General features: G+C 71.7%; 22 protein-coding genes and 1 pseudogene. 12 read left to right on the top strand and 11 right to left on the bottom strand.

Translation table 11 applies throughout. The annotated features are described in order from the left end of the window. Positions 1–95: 95 nt before the first annotated feature. Positions 96–2,180 (bottom strand): HelD family protein, encoded by a 2,085-nt coding sequence (locus ABCR94_RS01490; protein ID WP_347117114.1) that lies wholly within the window; start codon positions 2,178–2,180, stop codon positions 96–98. A 310-nt stretch (positions 2,181–2,490) separates the two neighbouring features. On the opposite strand from ABCR94_RS01490, the gene ABCR94_RS01485 reads away from it, so the two are divergent. Together ABCR94_RS01485 and ABCR94_RS01480 are read left to right on the top strand one after the other, a co-directional pair. Next, positions 2,491–2,700 (top strand): hypothetical protein, encoded by a 210-nt coding sequence (locus ABCR94_RS01485; RefSeq protein ID WP_347117113.1) that lies wholly within the window; start codon positions 2,491–2,493, stop codon positions 2,698–2,700. 123 nt (positions 2,701–2,823) lie between these two features. Next, a complete protein-coding gene (locus ABCR94_RS01480) occupies positions 2,824–4,032 on the top strand; it encodes a glycosyltransferase 87 family protein (protein WP_347118420.1) in 1,209 nt (402 codons plus the stop codon). 39 nt (positions 4,033–4,071) lie between these two features. On the opposite strand, the gene ABCR94_RS01475 is transcribed toward ABCR94_RS01480, so the two are convergent. Then, positions 4,072–5,724, bottom strand: coding sequence for a DNA repair helicase XPB (locus tag ABCR94_RS01475; RefSeq protein ID WP_347117112.1), 1,653 nt, complete (start codon positions 5,722–5,724; stop codon positions 4,072–4,074). Between the two features lie 148 nt (positions 5,725–5,872). On the opposite strand from ABCR94_RS01475, the gene ABCR94_RS01470 reads away from it, so the two are divergent. Beyond that, positions 5,873–6,514 carry a VanZ family protein gene (locus ABCR94_RS01470; RefSeq protein WP_347117111.1) on the top strand — a complete coding sequence of 214 codons (642 nt, stop codon included), beginning with the start codon at positions 5,873–5,875 and terminating at the stop codon, positions 6,512–6,514. A 245-nt stretch (positions 6,515–6,759) separates the two neighbouring features. Here ABCR94_RS01470 and ABCR94_RS01465 read toward each other — a convergent pair whose 3' ends face one another. Next, positions 6,760–9,438: a helicase-associated domain-containing protein gene (locus ABCR94_RS01465; RefSeq protein WP_347117110.1), complete on the bottom strand. Its 2,679-nt coding sequence runs from the start codon at positions 9,436–9,438 to the stop codon at positions 6,760–6,762. Between the two features lie 203 nt (positions 9,439–9,641). Between ABCR94_RS01465 and ABCR94_RS01460 the strand changes: the two genes are divergently transcribed. After that, entirely contained in the window at positions 9,642–10,664 is a 1,023-nt protein-coding gene (locus tag ABCR94_RS01460) for a hypothetical protein (RefSeq protein WP_347117109.1), read from the top strand. A 185-nt stretch (positions 10,665–10,849) separates the two neighbouring features. On the opposite strand, the gene ABCR94_RS01455 is transcribed toward ABCR94_RS01460, so the two are convergent. Then, positions 10,850–11,098: a hypothetical protein gene (locus ABCR94_RS01455; RefSeq protein WP_347117108.1), complete on the bottom strand. Its 249-nt coding sequence runs from the start codon at positions 11,096–11,098 to the stop codon at positions 10,850–10,852. A gap of 174 nt (positions 11,099–11,272) precedes the next feature. Here ABCR94_RS01455 and ABCR94_RS01450 point away from each other — a divergent pair, with 174 nt between their 5' ends. From ABCR94_RS01450 to ABCR94_RS01440, 3 genes and pseudogenes are all read left to right on the top strand, one after another. Further along, positions 11,273–11,656: a cold-shock protein gene (locus ABCR94_RS01450; RefSeq protein WP_347117107.1), complete on the top strand. Its 384-nt coding sequence runs from the start codon at positions 11,273–11,275 to the stop codon at positions 11,654–11,656. Between the two features lie 422 nt (positions 11,657–12,078). Continuing rightward, positions 12,079–12,285, top strand: a complete 207-nt coding sequence (locus tag ABCR94_RS01445) for a hypothetical protein (protein WP_347117106.1) — start codon at positions 12,079–12,081, stop codon at positions 12,283–12,285. A 52-nt stretch (positions 12,286–12,337) separates the two neighbouring features. Further along, a pseudogene (locus ABCR94_RS01440) lies at positions 12,338–12,490 on the top strand (transposase); the annotation flags it as partial. A gap of 50 nt (positions 12,491–12,540) precedes the next feature. Here ABCR94_RS01440 and ABCR94_RS01435 read toward each other — a convergent pair. After that, positions 12,541–14,079: an ISL3 family transposase gene (locus ABCR94_RS01435; protein WP_521975949.1), complete on the bottom strand. Its 1,539-nt coding sequence runs from the start codon at positions 14,077–14,079 to the stop codon at positions 12,541–12,543. Positions 14,080–14,260: 181 nt separating this feature from the next. Between ABCR94_RS01435 and ABCR94_RS01430 the strand changes: the two genes are divergently transcribed. Then, positions 14,261–14,653, top strand: a complete 393-nt coding sequence (locus ABCR94_RS01430; RefSeq protein ID WP_347117105.1) for a hypothetical protein — start codon at positions 14,261–14,263, stop codon at positions 14,651–14,653. A 137-nt stretch (positions 14,654–14,790) separates the two neighbouring features. On the opposite strand, the gene ABCR94_RS01425 is transcribed toward ABCR94_RS01430, so the two are convergent. Both ABCR94_RS01425 and ABCR94_RS01420 read right to left on the bottom strand, forming a co-directional pair. Further along, positions 14,791–15,237: an ATP-binding protein gene (locus ABCR94_RS01425; RefSeq protein WP_347117104.1), complete on the bottom strand. Its 447-nt coding sequence runs from the start codon at positions 15,235–15,237 to the stop codon at positions 14,791–14,793. A 141-nt stretch (positions 15,238–15,378) separates the two neighbouring features. Beyond that, complete coding sequence (locus ABCR94_RS01420) at positions 15,379–16,110, bottom strand: GntR family transcriptional regulator (RefSeq protein ID WP_347117103.1); 732 nt, start codon at positions 16,108–16,110, stop codon at positions 15,379–15,381. A 139-nt stretch (positions 16,111–16,249) separates the two neighbouring features. Here ABCR94_RS01420 and ABCR94_RS01415 point away from each other — a divergent pair, with 139 nt between their 5' ends. Beyond that, complete coding sequence (locus ABCR94_RS01415) at positions 16,250–16,789, top strand: GNAT family N-acetyltransferase (RefSeq protein WP_347117102.1); 540 nt, start codon at positions 16,250–16,252, stop codon at positions 16,787–16,789. Positions 16,790–16,805: 16 nt separating this feature from the next. Here ABCR94_RS01415 and ABCR94_RS01410 read toward each other — a convergent pair whose 3' ends face one another. The 4 genes from ABCR94_RS01410 to ABCR94_RS01395 form a co-directional block, all read right to left on the bottom strand. Then, positions 16,806–17,651, bottom strand: a complete 846-nt coding sequence (locus ABCR94_RS01410; protein ID WP_347117101.1) for a 1,4-dihydroxy-6-naphtoate synthase — start codon at positions 17,649–17,651, stop codon at positions 16,806–16,808. Beyond that, positions 17,644–18,312, bottom strand: coding sequence for a futalosine hydrolase (locus tag ABCR94_RS01405; protein ID WP_347117100.1), 669 nt, complete (start codon positions 18,310–18,312; stop codon positions 17,644–17,646). Before ABCR94_RS01405 ends, ABCR94_RS01410 begins: the two co-directional genes overlap by 8 nt. Positions 18,313–18,328: 16 nt before the next feature. After that, positions 18,329–18,832 carry a DUF2771 domain-containing protein gene (locus ABCR94_RS01400; protein ID WP_347117099.1) on the bottom strand — a complete coding sequence of 168 codons (504 nt, stop codon included), beginning with the start codon at positions 18,830–18,832 and terminating at the stop codon, positions 18,329–18,331. Between the two features lie 102 nt (positions 18,833–18,934). After that, on the bottom strand, positions 18,935–20,317 hold the full coding sequence (locus ABCR94_RS01395; RefSeq protein WP_347117098.1) for an MFS transporter: 1,383 nt from the start codon (positions 20,315–20,317) through the stop codon (positions 18,935–18,937). Positions 20,318–20,833: 516 nt separating this feature from the next. Between ABCR94_RS01395 and ABCR94_RS01390 the strand changes: the two genes are divergently transcribed. From ABCR94_RS01390 to ABCR94_RS01380, 3 genes are all read left to right on the top strand, one after another. Beyond that, positions 20,834–21,757 (top strand): DUF3027 domain-containing protein, encoded by a 924-nt coding sequence (locus tag ABCR94_RS01390; protein ID WP_347117097.1) that lies wholly within the window; start codon positions 20,834–20,836, stop codon positions 21,755–21,757. Positions 21,758–22,013: 256 nt separating this feature from the next. Continuing rightward, the gene (locus ABCR94_RS01385) at positions 22,014–25,193 is read left to right on the top strand and encodes a sacsin N-terminal ATP-binding-like domain-containing protein (protein WP_347117096.1); all 3,180 of its coding nucleotides are present in this window, start codon (positions 22,014–22,016) and stop codon (positions 25,191–25,193) included. Between the two features lie 144 nt (positions 25,194–25,337). Beyond that, the gene (locus ABCR94_RS01380; protein ID WP_347117095.1) at positions 25,338–26,147 is read left to right on the top strand and encodes a calcium-binding protein; all 810 of its coding nucleotides are present in this window, start codon (positions 25,338–25,340) and stop codon (positions 26,145–26,147) included. Positions 26,148–26,165: the final 18 nt, after the last annotated feature.

The following is a 26,165-nucleotide window of genomic DNA, read 5'->3' as shown; positions in this document are numbered from 1 at the left end:
TTGCGGCTGCCGCCGCGTGGCGGGGCAGGCCCCCGGGCCCCCGGACGTCCTGCGGGCGTGTCCTCAAACGCCGGACGGGCTGAAGTGCCCCAGGGCTATGAGGCCAGCGCCCCCGGCAGTGGCTCCGTGTGGAGGATCGTCAGGCCCGATACCGCTCGGGTCAGGGACACGTACAGCCTGCGCAGGCCCGTGCGTTCGTCCGGCTCCGCCGACACCACCGCCGCCGGCTCGTCCAGGACCACGTAGTCGTACTCCAGGCCCTTGGCCAGCGACGCCGGGACCAGCGTCAGGCGGGCGTCCGCCGTTGTCTCCTCTCCCGGGGCGAGGTACGTGTGGCCCGCCGTCGTCAGGGCCGCCGCCAGGGCTGGGATGCGGGTGTCGGCCGCGATCAGGCCGATCGAGCCCTCGTGGCGCAGCGAGTCCTCGCAGGCCGCCACCACCGCCAGGGGGAGTTTCTCCGCGTCCTCGACGGGGACGACCGCCAGCGAGCCGGGGCTCTCGCGCACCGACGAGACCGGGGCCAGGCCGGGTGAGATCGACGGGAGGAGCAGCGACGCGTACGCGATCACATCGCGCGGCACGCGGAAACCGGCCGTCAGCTCCTCGATCACCGCATCCGTCTTGCCCAGGTGCCGCAGCGCCTCGGGCCAACTCGCCGTGGCCCACGGCGTCGTGCCCTGCGCCAGGTCGCCGAGGACCGTCGCCGAGCCCGTCGTGCAGCGCCGCCCCACCGCCCGGTACTGCATGGGCGAGAGGTCCTGCGCCTCGTCGAGGACGACATGGCCCAGCGAGTGCGTACGCGAGACCAGGTCCGACGCCTCGTCGATGAGCACCGTGTCCGCCGCCGACCACTTCGCCGACTTCACGCTCCGCACCGGCTTCGCCCAGCGGATCGTCTCCTGCTCCTGGGACGAGAGAATGCCCTCCGCCTGTTCCGCCAGGAAATCCGCGTCGGACAGCAGCCGCAGGACCAGCTTCGCCGGATCCACCGCCGGCCAGACCGCCTTGACGGCCGCCTTCACTGCCGGGTTACGGGCCACCGCGTCCTGCACCCGGTCGTCCGGCGCCTCGCCCGACTCCTCCATGCGCACCAGCACCGCGTGCGCGATGCGCTGCGGCAGCGCATCGTGCGCCGCGCCGTACCGGATGTCCCTGGCGAGCAACTCCCGTACGGTCTCTTCGAGTTCGTACGCCGGAATCCGCCAGCGCCGCGACCCGCGCACCACCATGACCGGCTCGGTGGGCATCGTGACGTGCGAACGGATCGCCCGCCGCAGCACCTCCGCCATCCGCGCGTCGCCCTTGATGATCGCCGCGTCGGCCTCGTCGGTGCCCCGCACCTCCACCTGCGCGACGCGCCCCACCAGGTCGTCCACGGTCGCCTGCTTGACCTCCAACTCGCCGAGCGCGGGCAGCACTTGCTCGATGTAGTGCAGGAAGGACTTGTTCGGCCCGATGACGAGCGTGCCGGTCCTGGCGAGCCGCTCGCGGTGCGCGTAGAGGAGGTACGCGACCCGGTGCAGACCCACCGCCGTCTTTCCGGTGCCGGGGCCGCCCTGCACACAGACCGTGCCGCCGAGCCCGGCCCGTACGATCTCGTCCTGCTCGGGCTGGATCGTCGCGACGATGTCCCGCATCGGGCCGACGCGCGGCCGTTCGATCTCCGTCTGGAGCAGCTTGCTGGTGCGCGCGGCCTCGGTGGGGTCGGACAGATGCTCGTCCTCGTACGCCGTGAGCTCACCGCCGGTGTAACCGAAGCGGCGGCGCAGCCCGACGTCGAGCGGGTCCTTCTTCGACGCCCGGTAGAAGGGCTGCGAGACGGGCGCGCGCCAGTCGATGACCATCGGATCGCCGTCGGCGTCGTGGACGTGCCGGCGGCCGATGTAGAAGCGCTCGCCCTCCGCGCCCTCGGCCTTGTCCGAGCCGACCCTGTGCAGATAGTCGAGGCGGCCGAAGAACAGCGGGGTGTGCGAGAGGTCGGCGAGGGCCTTGATGCGCTCCTCGATCTGCGCGCCGAGGACGGCGGCGTTCACCCAGTTCGCGGTGACGTCACGGATGTCGAGGGCCTTGACGTCCTCGCGCATGGCACGCAGCGCGGTGCGCGAGGACGACAGGTGGGCGCGCTCGCGGGCGAGGGGGTCGTCGAGGGCGGAGCTGGGGTCGGATTCGTGCGCGGGCACGGTGATGCCTCCGGTGGTACGCAGGCCTGCGGGCCGCGGCCCGGGTGTGCGGGGGCGCGGTGGTCCGGTCGGCGGTGGGTCACGGCATGGCTGCCGCCCGGTTTCCGTCCGGGCGGCGGCGCTCCACGAAGGGAGGCGGCAGACCGAGGATTGTAGTCGCGGGCTTCGGCGCGGGCGAATGATTAATCCCGTAGGTCCGCCCCTGAGACGGGTCTCAGGGGCGGCGTACGACCCGAGGGGGAGCAGGGGCGCGCGGGAGCTCAGCCTGCGGAGCGATGTGCCGCGGGGGCCCGAAAACCATGATGGAGACATGAGTACAGCGACGTTCACCCCAGGCACTGCAGGTCCCTCGGTCCGCCGCAGCCGGCCCCTCGCGGGCGCGACCGCACTCGGCGCCACCGGCCACCGTCCTCACCCGATCGGCGCCGCCGTGCACGCCGTCAAGGCTTTCACGAGCGCCGCGTTCAGCGTGGTCCTGCTCGGGGAGCACGCGGAGGAGGCAGGCGTGAAGCGCCGCTGAGTCCGCGTCCCGCACACACGCCCCCCGCGCGTCCCGTACCCGGGCCGGGCCGTCCGACCCGCCGGTTTGCCGGGACCCCCTCGCTGATCCACTAGGGTCGCGGCCGTGGAAGACCGCAGCGTGATGTCCCCCCGTTCGACGGCCGTCTCAGGCATGCTGCTCGCCGTGTCGCTGGTCGCGCTGACGGCGCTCTGCCTGTTCCAGCACATCCCCATGGCCGACACGCTCGTGTACCGGGCGGAAGGCGCAGCCGTCGCGAACGGCACCGATCTGTACGGCTTCACGGTCACCGAGTGGCAACTGCCCGCCACCTACCCGCCGTTCGCCGCGATCCTCTTCGTACCGACGACCTGGCTGCCGCTGGGCGCCCTCAAGGTCGTCTTCGCCGTGGGCAATGCCGCGCTCCTCGCGCTGCTGGTCCATCTCTCCTGCCGGTTCGCCCGGCTCCCGGCCGGGCCCGCGCTCGTTCTCGCGGGCACCGCGGTGGGTCTGTGGCTCGAACCGGTCTTCCAGACGATCCTTTTCGGGCAGATCAACCTCGTCCTCGTCTGCCTCGTCCTGTGGGACCTCTCCCGTACGGACGACGCCATCGGCAAGGGCTTCGGCCTCGGTATCGCGGCGGGCGTCAAGCTCACCCCCGCCATCTTCATCGTCTATCTGCTGCTCACCGGGCGGGTACGGGCCGGGCTCACCGCGCTGGCCTCGTTCATCGGCACGGTGCTGCTCGGGGCGCTCGTACTGCCGCAGGCCAGCATCGATTTCTGGACCCGGCGGATCTTTGAAACCGGGCGGGTCGGCAAGGCATGGATCGTCGACAACCAGTCGCTCCAGGGCCTGTTCGCGCGCGTGCTGCACACCGAGGAGCCCGGCGTGGTGTGGCTGGTGGCCGCGGCCCTCACCGGCGTCGCCGGGCTGTGGATCGCGCGCCGCGCGGCGGTCGGGGCCGGGTACGAGACCTGGGGCGTGCTGGCCACCGCCGCGACGGCGCTGCTCGTCTCGCCGATCAGCTGGTCGCACCACTGGGTGTGGTGCGTGCCGCTGATCGCCGTCCTGGTCGCGGAGGGCCGGGGCCGGATCGCCGTGGCGGTGGGAGCGGTGTTCCTGGGGCGCAGCCTGTGGCTGGTGCCGCACACGGGGGATCTTGATCTGCGGCTGGCGTGGTGGCAGCAGGCGTTGGCCTCGCCGTACGCGCTGGTGGCGGTGGGGTTCCTGGGGTGGGCGGGGTGGCGGTTGCGGACCGGTCACGTACCGGCCGCGGACCTTCCGTCCCCGCGCACCGCGCCGAAAGCGGCCCCGCTGAGCCGTACACAAAGAACGGGCGGAAACGACTGACCGGCCCGCCGGGCTCCGGCGGAGCCGAGCCGCAGGGGGTTATTTGCCGCCGTCCGCCATCAGTTCGTCCGCGTCCACGATGCGGTACGCGTAACCCTGTTCGGCCAGGAAGCGCTGGCGGTGGGCCGCGAAGTCCTGGTCGATCGTGTCGCGTGCGACCACCGAGTAGAAGCGCGCCTCGTGCCCGTCCGCCTTCGGCCGCAGCACCCGGCCGAGGCGCTGTGCCTCCTCCTGCCGGGAGCCGAATGTGCCCGACACCTGAATGGCGACCGTCGCCTCCGGCAGGTCGATCGAGAAGTTCGCGACCTTCGACACCACGAGCACACTGATCTCGCCCTGCCGGAACGACTCGAAGAGCTTCTCGCGCTGTGCGTTGGACGTCTCGCCCTTGATGACCGGGGCGTCCAGGTGCTCACCCAGCTCGTCGAGCTGGTCGATGTACTGGCCGATGACCAGCGTCTGCTCACCCGCGTGCTTCGCGACCAGCGCCTCCGTCACCTTCCGCTTGGTCGCGGTCGTCGCGCAGTAGCGGTACTTCTCCTCGGGCTCGGCCGTCGCGTACGCGAGCCGCTCGCTCTCCGTCAGATTGACGCGGACCTCGACGCAGTCGGCGGGCGCGATGTAGCCCTGCGCCTCGATCTCCTTCCACGGCGCGTCGAACCGCTTGGGCCCGATGAGCGAGAAGACGTCCGACTCGCGGCCGTCCTCACGCACGAGCGTCGCGGTCAGACCGAGCCGGCGGCGCGCCTGGAGGTCCGCGGTGAACTTGAAGACGGGCGCGGGCAGCAGGTGCACCTCGTCGTAGATGATCAGGCCCCAGTCGCGCGAGTCGAAGAGCTCCAGGTGCGCGTAGACGCCCTTCCGCTTCGTCGTGAGGACCTGGTACGTCGCGATGGTCACCGGGCGGATCTCCTTGCGCGTACCGCTGTACTCGCCGATCTCCTCCTCGGTCAGCGACGTCCGCTTGACCAGCTCGTGCTTCCACTGGCGGGCCGAGACGGTGTTGGTGACCAGGATCAGGGTGGTGGCCTTGGCGACGGCCATGGCACCCGCGCCCACCAGCGTCTTGCCCGCGCCGCAGGGCAGCACGACCACGCCGGAGCCGCCGTGCCAGAAGCCCTCGACGGCCTGCTGCTGGTACGGGCGCAGGGCCCAGCCGTTCTCCGCCAGGGCGATCTCGTGGGCCTCCCCGTCGACGTAACCCGCGAGGTCCTCGGCGGGCCAGCCCAGCTTGAGCAGCGTCTGCTTGATCTGGCCGCGCTCGGAGGGGTGGACGACGACCGTGTCCCCGTCGATCCGGTTGCCGACCAGCGGCTGGACCTTCTTCGAGCGGAGGATCTCCTCCAGTACGGGACGGTCGGTGGAGGTCAGGACCAGGCCGTGGGTGGGGTGCTTGGAGAGCGTGAGGCGGCCGTAGCGGGACATCGTCTCGGCGATGTCCACGAGGAGCGCGTGCGGGACGGGGTAGCGGGAGAACTCGACGAGCGCGTCGACGACCTGCTCCGCGTCGTGGCCCGCGGCGCGCGCGTTCCACAGGCCGAGCGGGGTCAGCCGGTAGGTGTGGATGTGCTCGGGCGCGCGCTCCAGCTCGGCGAAGGGCGCGATGGCCCGGCGGCAGGCGCCGGACTGCTCGTGCTCGACTTCCAGCAGGAGGGTCTTGTCGCTCTGGACGATGAGGGGTCCTGAATTCACGCGCGCCTCGGCCCTTTCTGCGGTGGTTCGGCCTGAGCGGCCAAACGTCCAGTGTGCCGTACTGCGTGCGATGTGGGTCGCGTGCGCGTTCCGCATACGTCCCGGGGTGCCCCGAGTGACCCGGCCGGGTCGGGGTACGTGGAAGGCCATGACATCCGAAGCCGGTACTCGTGCCACGTGGGGTCAGGCCATGCTCCGGGCGCTCGCCGTGGCGTTGGCGTTCCTTGGCCTGGTTCTTTTCTCGGCGGCTCTGGCGCGGCTGACCCTCGCCCCGTCGCACGCCTCCGAAAGCCTTGTCACCACCAACTTGCGTCCTGGTGCGTCGTTGCGGCAGTACGCCGAGGACTACACGTTCCTCGCGGCCTGCAAGCAGATAGGCGGCAACCTGGTCCTCGGCATGCCCTTCGGTATACTGCTGCCGGTCCTGGTACCGCGCTCGCTGCGGCTCCTGCGGGTGGTGGCGTTCACCGTGGTGGTGATGATCCTGGTGGAGCTGGCGCAGGGCGCGATCGTGGCGGGCCGGGCGTTCGATGTCGACGACGTGATCCTGAACACCACGGGCGCATTGATCGGGTACGTGGTGCTCGGGCGGCGGCTGGGGCGGATCGCTCGGGCGCGCCGGGGCGGGGCGCAGCCTGGGGCTGCGGCGAAGCCGGGGTCGAAGCCGGGGGCCGCGAAGGCGCCGAGGGCGAAGCCGAAGGCCGGGACGAAGCCGAGGTTCAAGAAGCCGGGGTTGCCGAGGTTGAAGAAGCCGGGCGCGAAGGTAAAGGTGCGGGCGGACAAGGCTTAGCCGCTGCGCGGGGCTTGTTCCCCTACCCGCCCCTTCCCGGAACCGGGGGATACCCCCGGACCCCCCGGACGCCCTGCGGGCGTGTCCTCAATCGCCGGACGGGCTGAACATTGCCGCATACAGCAACCTCTTCAGCCCGTCCGGCGATTGAGGACCGGGGTCTGGGGCGGAGCCCCAGTTCGGGAAGGGGCGGGTAGGGGACAGCGCCGCAGGCAACCCGCACCCCGCCCCCACCCCGGCCCGCCCTACGGCACGTCCGCCAGCTCCGCCACACCCGTGATCCGGTGCAGCGGATACGTGCGGACCTCGTCCGCCGTGTGGTCGTACGCCGTCACGAACCCGCCCTCGACCCGCACCGGAGCGATGACCCGCTGACTCGCCGCCCCGTCCGCGTTGACGTACCCGATCCACACCGCGGACCCGGTGAGCGCCGCCGCCTGGACGGTGGCCAGCGTCTCGGCCGAAGTGGTGCGGGGGAGCACACCGCCGCCGGTGGCCGTGCCGATGTCGGGGCTGCCCGTACCCGCCTCCGCGGCCACCGCCGGGCTGACCTTGCGTACCGCCGTGGACGCCATGTCCCCGGCCCGGATCGCCCGCAGCGCCGCACCCAGCAGGGTGTCGTCGGGGGTCGGCGGGCCCTCGGGGACGGGCACGGGCGCCGTGCGCGGCGGGGTGCGGTACGCGTCGGCGCGGGTGATCATCACGTCGCCCGACACGGACTCCGCGGCGGGCGCGAAGCCCATCGCGCGCAGCCCGTCGAGCAGGGTCGCCGGGTCGGTCTGCGCGGCCAGCACGGTCGGGGCGAGCCGGCGCAGCCCCAGCGGCTGCGACCGCTTGTCGGCGAGGATCTCGCCGAGCATCGCATCGTCGTCGCAGCGCACATACGCACAGGCCGAACCGACCCGCAGATGCCCGTGCTTTCTCGCCACGTCGTCGATGAGGTAGCTGAGCGGCTGCGGTACCGGCGTACGGCTGTGGTCGGTCAGGAAGGTGTGCAGGTCGGACGCGGTCAGCCCGGCGTCGAGCGCACGGCGTACGGACGCGGGCGTGAACCGGTAGACGGTCGCCCCGCCCTTCGACTCGACGTCCGCGAGCACCCCGAGCGTCTCCGCGAGCGGCCGCTGGAGGGGGCCGGGCGCGACCGCGGTGAGGTCGGCCTGGAGGAGTACGTGGTCCAGCGGCATGGGGATGAGCGGCGCGAGGAGGTCCGCGGCGCGTACGGCCGCGGTGGCGCGTTCGGCGGCCGAGACCTTCGCGGGCGTCCGCGCGGCGGCGGTCGCCCGGCCGAGTACCTGCCCGGCGGACTGGGCGGGGGGCTGATCGAGGAGGGGCCGGCCCGTGGCTTGGGCGGGGGCACGACCGGCGGGCCGCACCGCAGCACCTTGCGCGCCGTCACCCGACGTCGGGTGCCCCAGCAGCGCACGGCCGTGGCCGGACAGCGCGCCGCGGCCGGTGAAGCCGATGAGCTCGGCCTCGTTGAGGGTCCACAGCGCCATCCGGGAGCGCAGGTCGCCGCTGGTGTTCGCGGACACGCCGCCCTGGGCGGACTGCGCGTTCGCAGCCCGCAGCGGGCGCTCCCAGCGCAGCCGGGCCAGCACGGTCTCCGGGGCGGGCGCGGCTGCCTCCGGGAGCGAGGCGAGCAGGTCGAGCACGCGGCGGCGCACCTCGGGGGCGGCGGAACGGTCCAGTTCGGGGCCGAGCGCGGCGAGCGCGCGGCCCTTCGCGTCCTGGCCGCCGATCAGACCCGCGGTGCGGGTCGCGTACAGCCACGCGGAGGCGATGCGCGTCCAGCGGTCCTGCGGAGGGAGGCCGAGCCACTCGTCGTACGCGGGGGTCGCGGCGTACCGCTCGTCGGTCTTGCCGTCGGGGGCCAACAGGCCTGCCGCGTAGGCGAGTTCGACCCAGAAGGCCGCCATCGGCTCCGGCATGGACAGTGCGGCGGCGGTCCGCTTGAGGTCGCGGACGCTCAGGCCGCCGGATCGCATGACGGGCGGGCCGCCCTCGTTCCAGTCCTTGAGCAGGTCTTCGATGGTCGACAGCGCGGCGTACGCCTGACCGGCGGCCGTGCCGTCCACCACCTGTGGACCGTATGTGGCGGCGGCCACCACGGCGGGCGGCGCGGGCTCGGCCATGCGGTGCGCGCGCCCGCCCCGCATGTGCAGCGCGGCCTCGCGCGGCAGAACCACGGTGCGGGGGCTGGTGGGCAGCAGCAGACCCCGGTCGCGCAGCCACCGTACGGGCGGCGTCGGGTCGGAGGTGACCTCCCCGTACGGCGGGCCCCAGACCAGCCGCTCCAGCACCATCAGGGCCTCGGAGGGTGCCGTGTCGAGCAGCGCCGACATCCGGTTCCGGTCGGTGAACAGCGCGGTCAGGGCGCTGATGGCGGACACCGGGTCGTGCGTGGTGGGCAGCCCGGCGGCGGCCATGATCTCCTGCAGCCGGGTCGGCGACATGCCCGTGCCCGCGGTCGCCTCGGCCACGGTCGGGCCCAGACCGGTGGGGGACGGGTGCGTCGGGGACGGCGCGAGGAGCTCGCGGGCGGTACGTACAAGACGCAGCCGGTCGTTCGCCCCCCACAGCAGCGCCTGCTCACGCAGCGTGGCCACCGCGACCGGCACCGCGTCGGCGATCCGCGGGTCGCTCTCGTCGCCGGTCATCAGGTCACGGAGGGTCTCGTACGGGGCGGGGTCCGGGGACACGGCGAGCGCCTCGGCGGTCTGCAGCGTGAACCGGTCGAGCCGCTCAAGCGCACGCACGACGGAGGCGCGGGTGGCGGCCCGGGTGGCGAGCTGGCTCAGGTCGTTCGGTACGGGAGAGAGCAGGTCGGGGCGGGCGCGCAGCAGCGCGGCGAGGGACGCGTCGGAGCGCGGGCGCAGGGCTTCCGCGAGGGTGCGGGGTGCCTGGGCGGGTGCGGAAGAGGGCATGGGCGTACCAGTGCCTTGCGTAGTGCTGGTCGCGCCGGCGCCGGACTTCGGGGCCTCCGCGCGGCTGCGTGGTGGCGTAGTGCCTGATCCTTCGGACACGTGCGCCTCCCGGTTGCGCTCGCTGGTCCCCATCCGCCCCACGTTAGCCGGTGTGGCGCTACGGTCGGTGCAGGACAGATGGAGGGTGAGGGGACGGACCGCCGGTGGGGATCGAGAGCGATCAGCTCGTCTACGACTTTCTGAGCCGGGTCGGCGACCTGGCTCAGCAACATCAGCTGCCCTCGGGGACACGGATGCGGTTGGTGGCGACCCTGCGTGACCAGATCGACCACCAGCGGTCGAAGCATGGCACGGACAGCCCCGCCACGGTGCGGCGGATCATCGGCAGAATGGGATCACCCGGCGAGCTCGTGCAGGCCGCGGCGGCCGGGACCCTGCCCGGACCTGCGACGAAGCCGGTGACGCTGCCGGAGCAGCGGGACAAGCAGTCGGGCCGGGCGGGGCGTGTTGGACGGACCCGCCGGATCCCCGGGCCGCGTAGGACAGCGGACACGGAGGAGCCCGTCGAGTCGACGGCCTCCTCGACGGCCGCGTCGCCGCCGCACCTCGCAGGCACCGACGAGCTCGGCCCGCAGGGCAGCGAGCCCGACTGGTGGCGGGTGGAACCGGGCCCGTTCGGGGCGGGCATCTCGGTGCCCGGATTCGTGGGCGGCGTGGAGATCCCCGAAATACTCAAGCCCCCGCCCTCGCAGGACGACGCGGACGAGGATGAGGACAGTGACACCGAGGGCGACGAGGACGACGTAACGGACGAGGACGACGTCCCGCGCCGCAGGCGTCGGGTCTTCCGCCGTCGCCGGGTCGCGGTCGTCACCGAGGCCGAGGTGCTGCGCCCGCGCGCCAACGTCCTGCTCCTGACGGCCGCCGCCCTGCTCGTCGCTGGCGCCGCCATCGGCAATCTGATCGTGCTCGGCGGCGGCTGGCTGCTCGCCTACGCCTCGCGCAGGATCAGCCGCGCCGAGGCGAAGTGGATCGTGCTCGGCCTGCCGGGCCTGGTCGCTACGGGCGGTGCGGTCTGGCTGTGGGGCCGGTTCGACGGGCGGTGGGGCGAGCCGATCGCCAAGGACGCGATGGGGGAGGCGCTGTCGGGAACATGGCCGGTGGTCCTGCGGGCCGCCGCGGTCGCCTCCGCGCTGTACCTGGTGTGGCGGGCGCGGAGGCGGTAGCCGGGGGTCGGGCGTACGCGGGTAAGGCTTGGCTAAGTGAAGGGGCGGGGGCCGTTCAGCAGGGTCGGCACAATGGCCCCATGGCTTCCATGGCTTCCACGGCTTCCACGGCTTCCACGACAAAGCGTCCCCCGACGGTCGGATTCGACCTCGACATGACACTGATCGACTCCGTACTGGACGTCCTACTGCACCGCGCGGGCCTGGCGCCGCTGCACGGCGATCGACTGCAGCACTCCGGCCGCGGCAATGACAAAGCCGAGACCCATCAGCATGCACACGGCGTACGCGACGGGCGGGAACGGGTCCGTGCCCAGAAACAGCGGGGCCACTGTGACCAGTGTGGCCAGTGCGCCGATGAAGAAAACGATCGCGCCGACCCGGACCAGTCGGTCGCCTGAGTCGGCCTTGGCCGACGGGGTTTCATTACTCACCCGCCCAGGGTAGTTCCCTGCCCGGAGGAACAATCCGGCGACGTCTTGTCACCAGCCTCTGGACCATTAGCCTTGGTGAGAGCGGGTCTTGCGACCCGCTGCAGTGCTATCCAGAGCCGTTTTCCCGCTTCCCGGTGCGGCCGGGACCCGACGAGTACGAGGACGAGGACAGACGTGCCCAGCGGCAAGGTGAAGTGGTTCAACTCGGAGAAAGGCTTCGGCTTCCTCTCCCGCGACGACGGCGGCGACGTCTTCGTTCACTCGTCGGTGCTCCCTGCCGGAGTCGACGCCCTGAAGCCCGGCCAGCGCGTCGAATTCGGCGTCGTGGCGGGCCAGCGCGGTGACCAGGCGCTGTCCGTGACGATCCTCGACCCGACCCCGTCGGTCGCTGCGGCGCAGCGCCGCAAACCGGACGAGCTGGCGTCGATCGTGCAGGACCTGACGACGCTGCTGGAGAACATCACACCGATGCTGGAGCGCGGCCGCTACCCGGACAAGGCGGCGGGCAAGCAGATCGCGAGCCTCCTGAGAGCGGTGGCGGACCAACTGGATGTGTGACGCCGGTCCGCCTGGACGTGTGACGCCGGTCCGCGAACGCCCGACGGGCCCTACGAAGCCCCGACCGTCCGCTGAAGGACGACCGGGGCTTCCGTCATCTCGCGGGCTGCCGCCAGGGCGGGGTCGGGAGGCCGGCGAAGTGTCCTTCCTGTGGACCTGAAAGTCCGTCAGCAAGCCCAAGCCGGGGGGCCCGGTTCGTCAACTGCCGCTTCAGCGCTTGATCCACCCGGAGGGTCCCCGTGCCGCTGTCCCCTGAAGAAGTATTCGCCCCTCTCGCCCATGACCTGGAGGCCTGCGGGCTCACCAGCAGCCTCCTCCACGGAGCACCCGGGGTGCCTGACGCCTGGAGGGTGCTAGTCGTCAGCGGGGTGAAAGTGGGGACACTGGAATTCGATGAGGAACTGAGCACGGAATCCCCGAGCATGGCCCTTTGGTCGGTCGCCTTCTTCACACAGGCGGCCATCCTGGAGAACGCCCAGCTCCTGTCCGGCGCCGTATGGCCGACATGTCACACCGGCCACCGTCATCCCATGGAGCTGTCCCAGGAAGGGGAGCACGACTGGCCCGCCTGGAGCTGCCCGAAGAACCCCTTCTACCGGCGCCCGGTAGGGCAGCACCCAGGCCCGTGAACCACCTCAGCCATACAGGAGAATGACGGTCCGCCAGTCCATCTGGCGGACCGTTTCGGCTTGCGAGGAATTCACCCCGTTCCTGCGGTTCGACACCGAGATCCGCAGAATCGTCTGCACCACCAACGCCATCGAGTCCCTCAACGCCCGAATCCGCCGGGCAGTCAAAGCGCGCGGACACTTCCCACCTCAACAACCTCAGTTACACCGTTGATTGGGCTCTGTCCCGTAATCGGTGGTAACGCTGTGTGGTGATCATTGGAGGAGGATGCGGTGGCGGAGCAGGGGGAACCCGGCTCGGCCGTGCATCTGTCTCATGATCCGCTTGGTTCGCGTGTTGACGCCCTCGGTGCGGCCGTTGTGGTACGGGCGGGTGAGGCCGGCATCGACGGCGGCACGGTCGAGTTCGAGGCCGTTCGCGAAGGAGTGCAGGTGGGGCAGGCCGGCGGCGCGAAGCGTGGCGATCCAGTTGGTGAGCTTGGTGTCGTTGCCTTCCGCAGGTGCCAGTAGCTGAGCGAACTCGCCGGTGAGGCGGGCGAGTTCGCTCATCTCGGGGCAGGCCTTGGTCAGTTCCCGCAGTAGTGCGGTGTCCTTGTCGCGCAGGTTCTCGGGGCGGGTGAGCAGGAGGCGGGCGAAACGCTGCGGGGTGGTGACTGGCTTGTCGCCCTCGGCGCGGCCTTGAGTGATGTAACGGACCAGGAGGTTGGCGCTGCCGGTGTAGCCCCGCTCCTTGATCTCGCGCAGGAGGTGAGTGACGGGCACAGCCGGGTCGTCGCTTCGGCGTCGGCGCAGGTGGTCGCGGTAGGGGTCGACGAGTGTGGGCTTGTAGCGGGGTGCGCGGCGGTCGCCGGTGGGCTCCTTCATGCGGGCGTACCGCTTGACGGTGTTCAGGGCGACATCGAGGCGGCGGGCGCATTCGAGGAGGCCGACGCCCTGGTCGAGCAAATGGTGGACCCGCTGCCAGCGCTCGCGGGTGGTCTGCTCGCGCACGCCCCCGGGGCGGGTGGGGTTCACAGCGGTGGCCCAGCAGGCGGCGTGGGAGCGGACTTCGGCCAGGACCTTGCCGCACAGGTTGGACCAGAGGTGCCATCTGTCGCTGACCTGTACCGCTTCGGGGAGGGCTTGACGGATCGCTTCGGCGTAGGTGGCGGAGCCGTCGCGGCAGACGTACTCGGCCCCGGGATGCGCGCGCAGCCACGCGGTCAGGGTCTGGGCGGTACGGTCGGGCAGGACGTCGATCCGCTCGCCGGTCTCGGCGTCGATGATCACGGTGGCGTAGCGGTGCCGGCGTTTGAGTGCGAAGTCGTCGACGCCGAGCACGCGCGGGACACGCAGCGGCGTCACCACCTGGCACATGAGCATGCGCAGGGCGGTCGAGCGGGAGATCGCGCAGGCCAGAACGCGGCACAGGCGGGCGCCCGCCCGGCCCGCTAACTCCTTGACCACCGAGTTCAGTTGGTTGGTCAGGCGGTTGGTGCGGCGCTGGTAGCGCTCCACGACGCCGGGAACCTGCTCGCGGAACGTCTGCCGCGGGCAGCCGAGAACCGGGCACACCAGGCGGCGGACCCGCACCGAAACGACGATCCGCCGTCCGTCCACCGGAACGTCCGCGAGCACCCGCCCATGAAACCCGTGCACCCGTGCTGTTCGCGTCCCGCACGCGGGGCACGGCACCGGATCGTCCCGGGTCCGCGCCGACACCCGGATGAACTCAGCCTCGCCCGTCACCCCCTCGATGACCAGGGCCGACAACCCTGAAAACACCACCGCCACAAGCTCATTGACATCGCGCACACCATGCCAACGACAACCGTCACTCTTCGTTACCACCGATTACGGGACAGAGCCGTTGATTGGACAGTCCCACGCTTCCGGGCCCCTTGCGTTGTGGCGGGGCCGGGCGGGAGCCGGGGGAGCCGGGGCCGAGGGTACTGTGGGTTTCGTGATCGAGATACCTGTTCGGGGGTCTGCTGTGATGTCGGTCAGGCGTGTGGTGCTTCCGCTGGTCATCTGGGTGGCCGTGGTGCCGTGGCTGCTCGCTACGGTGACGACCATGCTGTGGGGGTTCTCGCAGGAGCCGGATGGGCTGTTCTTGACGTTCGGCACCCGGCTGGCACTGGTGCCGCTGCTGCTGGTCGGTGAGGTCGTCGGCGTGGTGGCGGCCTTCCGGCGCTATGACGGTCTGCGCTCCGACTTCTGGCCCGGAGCCGGACTGGCGTTTGCTCTTCTGGCGCTGTTCACCGTGATGGGGGTGGCCGCGACGTGGGGCGAGTGGGGCGGGATGCTGCTGATCTGGGCCCTGTACACCGGCTACGTGTTCTTCGTGTTCGTCTTCGGCGGGATGGCCTGGAAGAAGGCCTTCGCCTAAAACGGGCAATGCCGAAGCCGAGAGCGCCCAGGACATGCTGCGGAGCAACCGCGACCCACTCACTGATCGCGATGAGCGAGCGGGCCCCGGTCAGCACCGCCGCGACGTTATGGGTTACCCGTGGTGAGGGACGGGAGTCAGAGCGGGCCGTCGCACTTCAATTCGCCCCAGACCTGCTTGCCCCAGCGGTGCAGGTCCGTCCCCCACCGCTCGGTCAGCGCATCAACCATCAGGAGCCCACGGCCCCGGAGTTGGTCGCCATTGGAGTCCGTCCGCATGTGCGGGAGGGCGCGGGAACGGTCTACGACACCGATGCGGATGAACGTCTCGGACGGCCGCGAGACGATGACCCTGATCGAGCCGAAACCGGCGTGGTCGACCGCGTTGGACACCAGCTCGGTGATGATCAGCACGGCGTCCTCGACCAGCCCGTCCTGGCCCCAGGCAGCCAGTGCGGTACGCGCCAACTGGCGGGCCACTCCCGCACTTTCGGGCTCGCGAGGCAGCGTCTGGGAGTAACCGGGGTGCCCTGTGGGGCGTGGGGTAGCAGTAAGGGCATCGCGCTGACTGACCTCTTTGGGCATGGTGCCCCCTGGGGCTACTGTCGGCGTTCCCCACGGAACGCCCCGTGGTGGAATGGTCCACCGGTGGACCAGTCAGGTCAAGGGGCGCACACGAAAGAGCCCCCGCCAACGGTGGGGGCTCGTGCGAGAATTGACGGCCATTCAGCTGGTCATCGAATATTCTTCCGTCCGCGACCAGCGGCCTGACGGGGTGATGCCGACCTCGTACGTCAGCGCGCGCCCCTCGGTGTCGTAGGCCACGTGACGAGCCTCGGCGACGGCAGCCGGCCCGTCCAGGCGGAGCAACTCCAGTTCCTCGTCCGTGGCCAGCCGGGAAGTCCACCAGTCGCGGCCGGTGTGCGGACGCCGCCGGGTCTGCATTTCCACGTAACGTGTGGTGCCCTCGCGGACCCGCTCACGCTGGAGCAGTCGGGGAGCCGCTTCGGCCACGTCGGCGGTGAACCATGAATACGAGGTGGCGGTGGGCGTCTCGCCCTCGAAGGTGACGCGGTGGCGCCGGACGACGCTCTCGCCCACCTCGATGCCGAGCCCCGTGGCCACTTCCTGCGGAGCGGCGACCATCTCGGCGGACACGATCTCCGCGTACTCGCCGGCCGTGTAGATGTTGCCGGTGGCGACCGAGGTCGCGTACCGCTCGCCTGCCGTACGGGCCAAGGGAGTTCGCTCCTTGACGGTGGAGCCCGTGCCTTGCCGGGTCTCCACGAGTCCTTCCTGGCGGAGGACGTCCAGTGCCTTGACGACGGTGCTTCGCGAGACGTTCCAGCGCTCCGTCAGCTCCCGCTCAGAGGGCAAGCTCTGTCCCGGTGCGAGTTCGCCGCGCACCATCTTGCCGCGCAAGTCGCCTGCGATCTGGTCGTACTTGGGCAGTGCCATGGCTTCTTCCCCTGACTAGTGGACTGGTCCAGTAGTCATGCTGGGGGTGGTGGCGCCAGAGGTCAACCCGGAATCGCGAAAGAGTGCTCGCGCCGAACGCCGCCGTCGCGCGAGAGTGGGGAGACCGCTATCGATCCGAATGGAGCCGAGCTTGATCGCCGCCGACCTGAACCTCCGACACTTCACCCATGAAGACCTGCCGCAGATCCGGCAGGCGATCATCGATGTCCACGCCGACGCCTATGCGGACGCGACGGATGACGAGTTCAAGAAACGCTTCCCCTGGTTCGTCGACCACTGGGGTGGGAGCCCGGACTTCGCCTGTGTGATCGCCTACGACGGTGACGAAGCCGTCGGCTTCGCGTACGGAGCCCCGGCGACTCCCCGGCGCGAGTGGTGGCGCGAGCACCTCGATACCGCGCCGGAGAACAGCCGGACGTTCTCCTACTCCGAGCTGGCGGTCCGTACGAAGTGGCGGAAGGCCGGAGCGGCCGAGCGGCTCACCCGAGGGCTGCTCGACCGCCGGGACGAGGACCTCGCCGTCCTCCTGGTCGACACCGAGCACCCCAAGGTGCAGGCCCTGTACGAGTCGTGGGGGTTCCGCAAGGTGGGCGAGCGTCAGCCCTTCCCCGACTCCCCGGTGTGCGCCGTGATGCTGGCCGAACTGCCGCTGGGCTGAGCCGAGCCGGAGCGCACTACACGAAGCGCAGCGCGTCCGGGCCCAGGGCAGGGACCAGACCCTCCGCCGCCGCCCGCGTCAGCAGGCCCCGCACCGCCGCGTAGCCGTCCTCGCCGAGGTCCGCCGTGAACTCGTTCACGTACAGCCCGATGTGCTGGTCCGCCACCGCCGGGTCCATCTCCTGGGCGTGCCCCAGGACGTACGGGCGCGATGCCTCCGGGTCGTCCCAGGCCATCCGCACCGACGTACGCACGGATTCGGCCAGATTCCGCAGCCGCTCCGCGCCCAGCGAGCGCTTGGCGATGATCGCGCCCAGCGGGATCGGCAGGCCGGTCGTGGCCTCCCAGTGCTCGCCCATGTCGGCGAGGGAGTGCAGCCCGTAGTCCTGGTAGGTGAAGCGCGCCTCGTGGATGACCAGGCCCGCGTCGATCTTGCCGTCGCGGACCGCGGGCATGATCTCGTGGAAGGGCATCACAACGATCTCGCCGACCCCGCCGGGCACCGCCTCCGCTGCCCACAGCCGGAACAGCAGATACGCCGTCGAGCGCTCGCTCGGTACGGCGACCCGCTTGCCGGTCAGGTCCACGCCGGGTTCGCGCGTCAGGACCAGCGGTCCGCAGCCGCGCCCGAGCGCCCCGCCGCAGGGCAGCAGCGCGTACTCCTCAAGGACCCACGGCAGCACCGCGTACGACACCTTGAGCACGTCGAACTCCCCGCGCTCCGCCATGCCGTTGGTGATGTCGATGTCCGCGAAGGTCACATCGAGCGCGGGCGCGCCCGGCACCCGGCCGTGGGCCAGGGCGTCGAAGGTGAAGGTGTCGTTCGGGCAGGGGGAGTAGGCGATGTGCAGCGCGTCAGTCATGTTCTTGTTCCCAACCCTTGAGTACGGGCACGAGCTTTCCGAATGCCGTGGTGAGCGCGGCCAGTGCAGGACCGATGCGCCAGGCCGCCCGGTCGCGTGGCCCCACGGCGTTGGACACCGCGCGGATCTCCAGGACGGGCACCCCGTGCAGCGCGGCGGCCTCGGCGACCCCGAAGCCCTCCATCGCCTCGGCGGCGGCGTCCGGGTGCCTGGCGAGCAGTTCGGCGGTGCGGGCGGCGGAGCCGGTCACCGTGGAGACGGTCAGTACCGTGCCGGTGACCGCGCCGGTGGCGTCGGCCACGGCCCGTACCAGCGCGGCGGGCGGCAGATGCTGCACGGTGCCGAAGCCGAGCCCGGTCACCGGGACATAGCCGTCGGGGGTCTCGGCGCCCAGGTCGGCCGCCACGATCGCGTCGGCGACCACGAGGGACCCGAGCGGCGCCACGGGCTGGAACCCGCCGCCGATACCGGCGGAGATCACCAGGTCGTACGGGTGCTTCGTCAGCGCGGTCGCGGCGCCCGCGGCAGCCGCGGCGGGCCCGACACCTGCGGCGATCACATCGACGGTGACAGTGTCGGCAACCGTCGGCGCGTCGGGCTCCCACGCGCGCGTGACCGCGTCCCGTTCGGCGGGGACCGCGGTCACGACAAGTACTCGCATCAGGTGGTGCTCCCGGTCAGGAGGTCTTCTCCAGCTTGAAGTGCCAGATGCCGGTGAGCTTCTTGCCCGCCGTCTCGACGATGCTGACCTGGGCTTCCTTGGGCGCCGGCGGCGTCGGGGCGCCCGGCTGGGCCTGCTGCTGCGGGGTGAAGAAGGCGCTGCCCGGGATGGACCGGTAGCTGTTCTTGTACGGCTCCTGCTCGGCGGGCTGGCCGTTGATGAAGAGCGTCCAGCCGTGGTCGGCGATGTCCGGGTCGACGCCGAAGCGGACCTTGTCGTCCACGCCGACCTTGATGGTCTTCCCGGCCTTCTTGGTCAAGCAGCCCTGGAGCAGGGACTCCTTGATCGCGTCGCCGTCGTTGTAGCAGTTCGCCTCGGTATTCACCGAGTCGGAGCCGACCGTCACGGTCGCCATTGGCGTCGGCTTGTCACAAGCGGACAGGACAAGGAGTCCGGCGGAAACGGCACCGAGGACGGCGGCGGTGCGGCGGCCCTTACCGGAAAGAAGCGCAACGGTCATGGGCCGAAGGCTATCGGGCGGTCGTGCTCCCGCGACGCGGGGGTGCGGCGTGCCGCGCCGCACTGTGCGAATCCGGCCCACCCGCCGGAGCTCCGGAACGCCTCACGCCACGCGTGGCCGCGACTGACCGCGCCTGGCCGCGGTCAGCAGCCCCCGTACGGACAGCACCACCCCCGTCGCGAGCAGGCCCGCGGCGACCGACATGCCCAGGGCGCCGTTGAGGGGCAGCGCGATACCGATGGCACCGCCCACCACCCAGGCCATCTGGAGCAGCGTCTCCGACCTGGCGAAGGCAGAGGTACGTACCTCCTCCGGCACGTCGCGTTGGATCAGCGCGTCCAGCGAGAGCTTGGCCAGCGCCTGGCACAGGCCCGCCGTCGCGCCGAGTACCGCCACCATCAGCCCGCCGAAGAACAGCGCCGCGCAGATGGCCACGCCCAGTGTCACCGCCAGCACGGTCGCGATGATCAGCTCCGGGCCGCGCGACTTGAGCCCGGCGCCGATGGCCGTGCCGCAGGCGTTGCCCACGCCCGCCGAGATACCGACGACCGCCAGGGACACGGCGGCGCTCTGCCCGGACAGCGGATGCTCGCGCAGCAGGAACGCCAGGAAGAAGATCAGGAACCCGGAGAGGCTGCGCAGCGCCGCGTTCGCCTGCAGGCCGTGCAGTACGGAGGGCCCCACCGTGCGCAGGCCGGGCCGGCGCGGCGCGTGCCCGTGCTCCAGGAGCATGGCCTTGCGCTCGCCCTTCGACGAGTCGACCTTGTGCGGCAGGGTGAACGCCAGGAACGTACCCACTATGAACAGGGCGAACGCCCCGTACAGCGGCCACGCGGGCCCCAGCTGCTGGAGCCCGATGCCGATCGGCGCCGCCGCGCCCGTCGCGAGCAGCCCGGCCAGAGTGACCCGTGAATTCGCCTTGACCAGCGAGAACCGTGGTGGCAGCAGGCGCGGTACGACGGCGCTGCGCACCACTCCGTACGCCTTCGACGACACCAGGACGCCCAGCGCCGCCGGATAGAGCTCAAGGCCGCCCGTCGCCACCGCGCCCGACATCGCCAGCGCGAGCAGCGCGCGCGTCAGCATCGCGGCGGCCATCGCGGCCCTGCGGCCGTGCGGGATGCGGTCCAGGAGCGGGCCGATCACCGGGGCGAGCAGGGTGAAGGGCGCCATGGTGACCGCGAGGTAGAGCGCGACACGGCCGCGTGCCTCGTCCGTGGGTACGGAGAAGAAGACGGTGGACGCCAGGGCAATGGTGATCATGACGTCGCCCGCGCCGTTCACGGCGTGCAGTTCGATCAGTTTTCCGAGGCCCGACTCGCCCGCGCCGTGCGCGTGGGTGACCCGGCGCAGCCCCTTCGCCGTACCGGAGAAGGGCAGGTGCAGGGCACGACCCACCGACCGGCCCGCTCGGCGCAGTGGACCGGATCCGTCGGACCGGTTTGCGGCAACCACTCCGTCATAGTGCCCCAAGCCCCCCGCCATGAATGGCAATACGGCGCACCGGATGCGGCGAGCCGGACGTGCTGCCCCAAATGCGCGGCGGCCGGGACGGCCGGGGGAGTCGCCCAAGCGGCGCAATGGCGCAAAATCGCCTGTTCCGGGTTGGGCGGGCGGGTGGCTTTCGGTTTCTCGTCGTGTTGTCGTCGCTTGCCGGCGCTTGTCGGCGAGGCGTTCGGACGGCTGTTTCGTACGGGCATTCCGGGCACTCGCGGGCTTTCCTGGGCCCGAAGTCCGGCAAAGGCGGCGTGCGTGTGGGCCGGGGGCGGCGGAGGGGGTAGCGTGCGTAGCGCGCCACCGGCGGTTGTCCTCGGCCGCGCGCCTCTCCGTCATCCCGCAGAATGGGTGACAGAAAGTGCGCCCGAGACCGAGACAGGTCGGGCGCGGACGTCGACGCGGCCCTTTGGTCCGCTCCGCCCGCAGCCCGTACCTCGTATCTCGTACCTCGTACGGGCATCCGTTGGCGCACCCGTGAGACGGCGTAGGAGAGAAGCGAGACCTGTGAGTGCTGCGACGACGCGAAGCCGAACCCCTGACCGCCTGTGCGCCGAGGCGGTAGACCTCGCCCGTGAGGCCGCCGAAGAGGCTGCCTTCCCCGGTGTGGTGGGCGAGCACCTCGCCCACTTCACGGAGGGTGACCGGGTCGTCACCCACCTCTTCGAGGCGAAAGAACCGGGATACCGGGGCTGGCACTGGGCAGTGACCGTGGCCCGCGCGTCCCGCGCGAAGCTCGTCACCATCAACGAGTCCGTGCTGCTGCCCGGCACCGACTCGCTGCTCGCCCCCGAGTGGGTGCCGTGGAGCGAGCGGCTGCGGCCCGGCGACATGGGACCCGGCGACCTGCTGCCCACCGAGGCGGAGGATCTGCGCCTGGAGCCCGGTTACACGGGCGACGATGGCCCGCCGCCGGACTCGCCCCTCTCGGACGAGATGGCCGAGCTCGTCGAGGCGGAGGACGCCGAGGTCGAGGGCGGCTCGCCCGCCACACTGCCGCGGGTACCGACCCGTGGCTCCATCGCGGCGGTCGCCGAAGAACTGGGCATGCGGCGCGCACGGGTCCTTTCGCGCTACGGGCTGCACATCGCGGCCGACCGCTGGGAAGAGGCGTACGGAGCGAAGACGCCGATGGCGCAGGCCGCGCCCGCGACGTGTGTGTCGTGCGCGTTCCTGGTGCCGCTGGCCGGGTCGCTGCGGCAGGCGTTCGGGGTGTGCGCGAACGAGTTCTCGCCGGCTGACGGGCGAGTGGTGTCCCTCGCGTACGGCTGCGGCGGGCACTCGGAAGCGGCGGTCATGCCGACGCCGCTGCGGCCGGTGCATGTGCTGGACTCGATGGGGGCGGACGCGTTCACGCTGCGCCCGGACCCGGAGGGCGGTTCGGTGTCGGAGACCCCGGACGCGCCTTCTGAGGAGCTGGGGCACTCCTGAGGGGGGCGGGGCCTGGGTGCGGGTGCGTGGGCCGCTGCGCGGGGCTTGTTCCCCGACCCGCCCCTTCCCGAACTGGGGCTCCGCCCCAGACCCCGGTCCTCAAACGCCGGACGGGCTGAAAGACTCTTTCAGCCCGTCCGGCGTTTGAGGACACGCCCGTAAGGCGTCCGGGGCTTGCCCCCGCACAGCACCGCCGCCCACTCCCGCGCGATACGTTCGGCCCGCACATCGTGAACCAGCAGAAGCGGAGACAAGCGTGAGCGTCAGGGCGACCGACGAAGCCGACCCCTTCGGCACCGCACGGCTGCGGCGCGGCGTACTCGACGCGTGGCGCGCCAGCCCCGCCCGCTTCCGTGAGGACGCCAACGCCGAGGAGGACCTCGCCCTCGGCGGCTACCGCGACCGCCTCGTCGTCGAGTTGGCCCAGAACGCCGCCGACGCCGCGGCCCGCGCCCGCGTCACCGGCCGCCTCCGGCTCACCCTGCGCCCGGCCACCGCCGACGCCCCGGCGGTCCTCGCCGCCGCCAACACCGGCGCCCCCCTCGACGCGGTCGGCGTGGAGTCCCTCAGCACCCTGCGCGCGTCCGCGAAGCGCGAGGCCGAGGATGCCGCCGGGGCGACCGTCGGCCGCTTCGGCGTCGGGTTCGCCGCCGTTCTGGCCGTCAGTGACGAGCCCGCCGTCCTCGGGCGGCACGGCGGCGTCCGCTGGTCCCTCGCCGAGGCCCGCGAGCTGGCCCAGGAAGCGGCCGTCGCCGCGGGCAACGGCCTCGCCGACGAGCTGCGGCGCCGCGACGGCCACGTACCCCTGCTGCGGCTTCCGCTGCCCGCCGAGGGCACCGCCCCCGACGGGTACGACACCGTCGTGGTCCTGCCGCTGCGCGACGGCGCTGCTGTCGACCTCGTCGAGCGCCTCCTTGACGGCATCGACGACGCACTGCTGCTGACCCTGCCGGGACTCGCCGACGTGGTCGTCGAAACGCCCGAAGGCATCCGGACGTTGACCCGTTCCGTGCAGGACGACTACGTCCATATCGAGGACGCCGGCGGTCGCGAAACGGCCCGCATCACGCGCTGGCGCACCGTCACCCGCACCGGCCCCCTGGAGCCCGCCCTGCTGGCGGACCGCCCCGTCGAGGAGCGGCTGCGCCCCCACTGGTCGGTCACCTGGGCCGTCCCGGTGGACGGCGAAGGCTCACCGGAGCGCCCCCGTACCGCGCCCGTCGTGCACGCGCCGACCCCCACCGACGAACCCCTCGGCGTACCGGCCCTGTTGATCGCGTCCCTGCCGCTGGACACCGCCCGTCGCCACCCCGCGCCGGGCCCGCTGACCGACTTCCTCGTGCAGCGCGCGGCCGACGCGTACGCCGAACTGCTCGCCGCCTGGCAGCCGGTGTCCGTCGGCACCGTCGATCTCGTCCCTGGCCCGCTCGGCAAGGGCGAGCTGGACGGCGCGCTGCGGGCCGCCGTCATCGACCGGCTGCCGCGCGTCGCGTTCCTCGCCCCGGCCATCCCGGCCATCCCGGCCATCCCGGCCGCACCGTCCGACGAGCTCACCGCGCTGCGCCCGTTCGAGGCGGAGGTCCTGGTGGGCGCGGGCGCCGACACCGTGCGGGTGATGGCCGAGGTCCTGCCGACGCTGCTGCCCGCCGGTCTGGAGCGCCGCGCGGAGCTGCGCACCCTCGGCGTCGGCCGGCTGCCGCTGGGCGACGCCATCGAGCGCATCGCGGGCGCCGAACGCGAACCGTCCTGGTGGCGGCGGCTGTACGACTCCCTGGCCGGCGTCGACCCGGACCACCTGTCCGGGCTGCCGGTACCGCTCGCCAGTGGCCGTACGGTCATGGGCCCCCGCCAGGTCCTGCTCCCGCTGCCGGGCTCCGGCGCGGACGAGTCCAACACGACCGGCGCCGAGCAGCTCGGCCGCCTCGGCCTGAAGGTGGCCCACCCCGACGCCGCCCACCCGCTCCTGGAGAAGCTCGGCGCGCTGCCCGCGACCCCGCGCGCCGTCCTGACGACCCCGCAGGTGCGGGCCGCCGTGGCCGCCTCGCTGGACGACGACCACGCGCTGTGGGACGAGGACGCCCCGGACGCGGAGGAGCTGGCCGAGACCGTGCTCGCGCTCGTACGGGACGCCAACCTCGCCCCCGGCGACGAGCCGTGGCTGGGGGCGCTGGCCCTGCCCGACGAGGACGGCGAGCTGTCGCCCGCCGGTGAACTCGTGCTGCCGGGCAGCCCGTTCGCCGCCATCATGCGCCAGGGCGAGCTGGCCCTGTGCGACACCGAACTCGCCGACCGCTGGGGCGAGCAGCCGCTGACCGCCTGCGGAGTCCTGGCGAACTTCGCACTCGTACGCACCACGGATGTCGTCCTCGACCCCGACGAGTTCGAGCCGCGCGACGGCGACTTCGCCGAGCCCGACGACGCGGGTCTCCTTGACGCCGTCGACGTGTGGTGCGAGGACGTCGTCGACCAGCTGCCGGAGACGTCCGTGCCGCCGGTCGTCACCGAACTCGTCGCCGTACGGGACCTGGACATGGTCGACGACGACGCCTGGCCGCAGGCCCTGGCACTGCTCGCCAAGCCGCCGCTGCGCGACGCGCTGACCCAGCCAGTGCGGGTCCTGCTGCCGGACGGGACGACGCAGACCGTACGCCCGTACACCGCCTGGTGGCTGCGCGACCACCCGGTGCTCGGCGGGCGCCGTCCCGCGGGTCTGCGCGCGGCGGGCAGCGACCCGCTGCTCGACGGGCTCTACACCCCGGCGGACGCGACCGGCTTTGACGACGAGCAGGTCCTGCGGGCCCTCGGCGTACGGACCACCGTCGCCGCCCTGCTCGAAGAGCCCGGCGGCGCGGCGGAACTCCTGGGCCGCCTCGCGGACCCGGCCCGCACCGTCGGCCCGCGCCAACTGCACGCCCTGTACGGCATGTTGGCCGACCTCGACCCCGAGCAGGTGACGCTCCCGGACGAGCTGCGCGCGGTCGTGGACGGTGAGCTGCGGGTGGTCGACGCGGCGGACGCGGTGGTCGCCGACGCCCCCGACCTGCTGCCGCTCACCTCGGGCCTGGCACTGCTCCCGGTGGCCCCGTCCCGCGCGGCCGACCTGGCCGAGCTCTTCCAGGTGCGCAGGCTGAGCGAGTCGGCGGACGCGGAGGTCACCTCGCAGGGCACGATGCGCGAGGTCCCCGAAGCGGTGCTGACACTGCTCGGCGCGGGCACCCCGGCCACGTACCTCGAACACGAGGAACTGCTGGCCGGCGGCGTCGAGTTGGACTGGCGCCGCACCCCGGACGGAGTTGTCCACGCGGCCACCCTTGAGGGTGTGGCCGCGGCTCTCGCCTGGTCGGCGGGGCAGTGGCCGCGCCGCTTCGAGGTGGCGGCGCTGCTTGAGGACTCGTCGCGTACGGACGAGATGGAACGGGACCGCTGGTTCGACTGAGGGCCCGCCCGAAGAACTCGGTTTACTGATCCTCCACATACTCCATACACTTTGGTCAACATTTTAAGATCCTGCCGGGGGGAACGCGGCAGGGTCGCTTCCACGTGGGGAAATACATTGCGCATACGCGCCACTGTGGCCGCCGTGACCGGCGTCCTGGCTCTGACAGCTCTTGGCGTACCGGCCGCGCAGGCGGACGAGGCACCGAAGTCCAAGGCTGCGGCTCTGACCGTCCTGGCTCCGAGCGACGGTGACAGCTCGGCGGGCGACACCAAGATCACGAAGGTGGTCGTCAACGGCGGCAAGAGCCTGTCGCTCGGCACCACCGCGCGGAAGACCATCACCGCGGAGGTGACGGCCACCGACCCGGAGGGGATGTACGAGACCCACTCCTTCCTCTGGAACGGGCCCGGCGCCGACGCCACGAACAACGCGCTCGGCATCTTCCAGCCGAACAGCCCGACCGGTACCTGCACCGAGGTCAACGCCACCACCACGACCTGCAAGTACACGATCGTCGTCGACCCCGCGCGCATGTCCAACAGCACCGCGGGCACCTGGAAGCTGTGGGTCTACGCCATCGGCAACGACGGCGACCACGTCGCCAAGAACGTCGCGGGCACCACCAAGGTCCTGCGCGCCTCCACGCTGACGGCCAACGCCGCCCCGGAGCCCGTGCGGAAGGGCAAGCCGATCACGGTCACGGGCAAGCTGGCCCGTGCCAGCTGGGACACGTTCCAGTACGCCGGTTACAGCGCCCAGCCGACGCAGCTCCAGTTCCGCGCCGCGGGCACGAGCACGTACTCCACCGTCAAGACGGTGAAGACGAACGCCATCGGCAACCTGAAGACCACCGTCACGGCCGTCAAGGACGGTTACTGGCGCTGGAACTACACGGGTTCGTCCACGTCGACCCCGGTTGCCGCCGCAGGCGACTACCTCGACGTGCGCTAGTCCGGTCAGTCACCACTG

Origin of the sequence: Streptomyces changchenzhani (genome assembly GCF_039766235.1) — a bacterium.
Taxonomy (GTDB): Bacteria; Actinomycetota; Actinomycetes; order Streptomycetales; family Streptomycetaceae; genus Streptomyces.
This window is presented reverse-complemented; position numbering and strand designations above follow the sequence as displayed.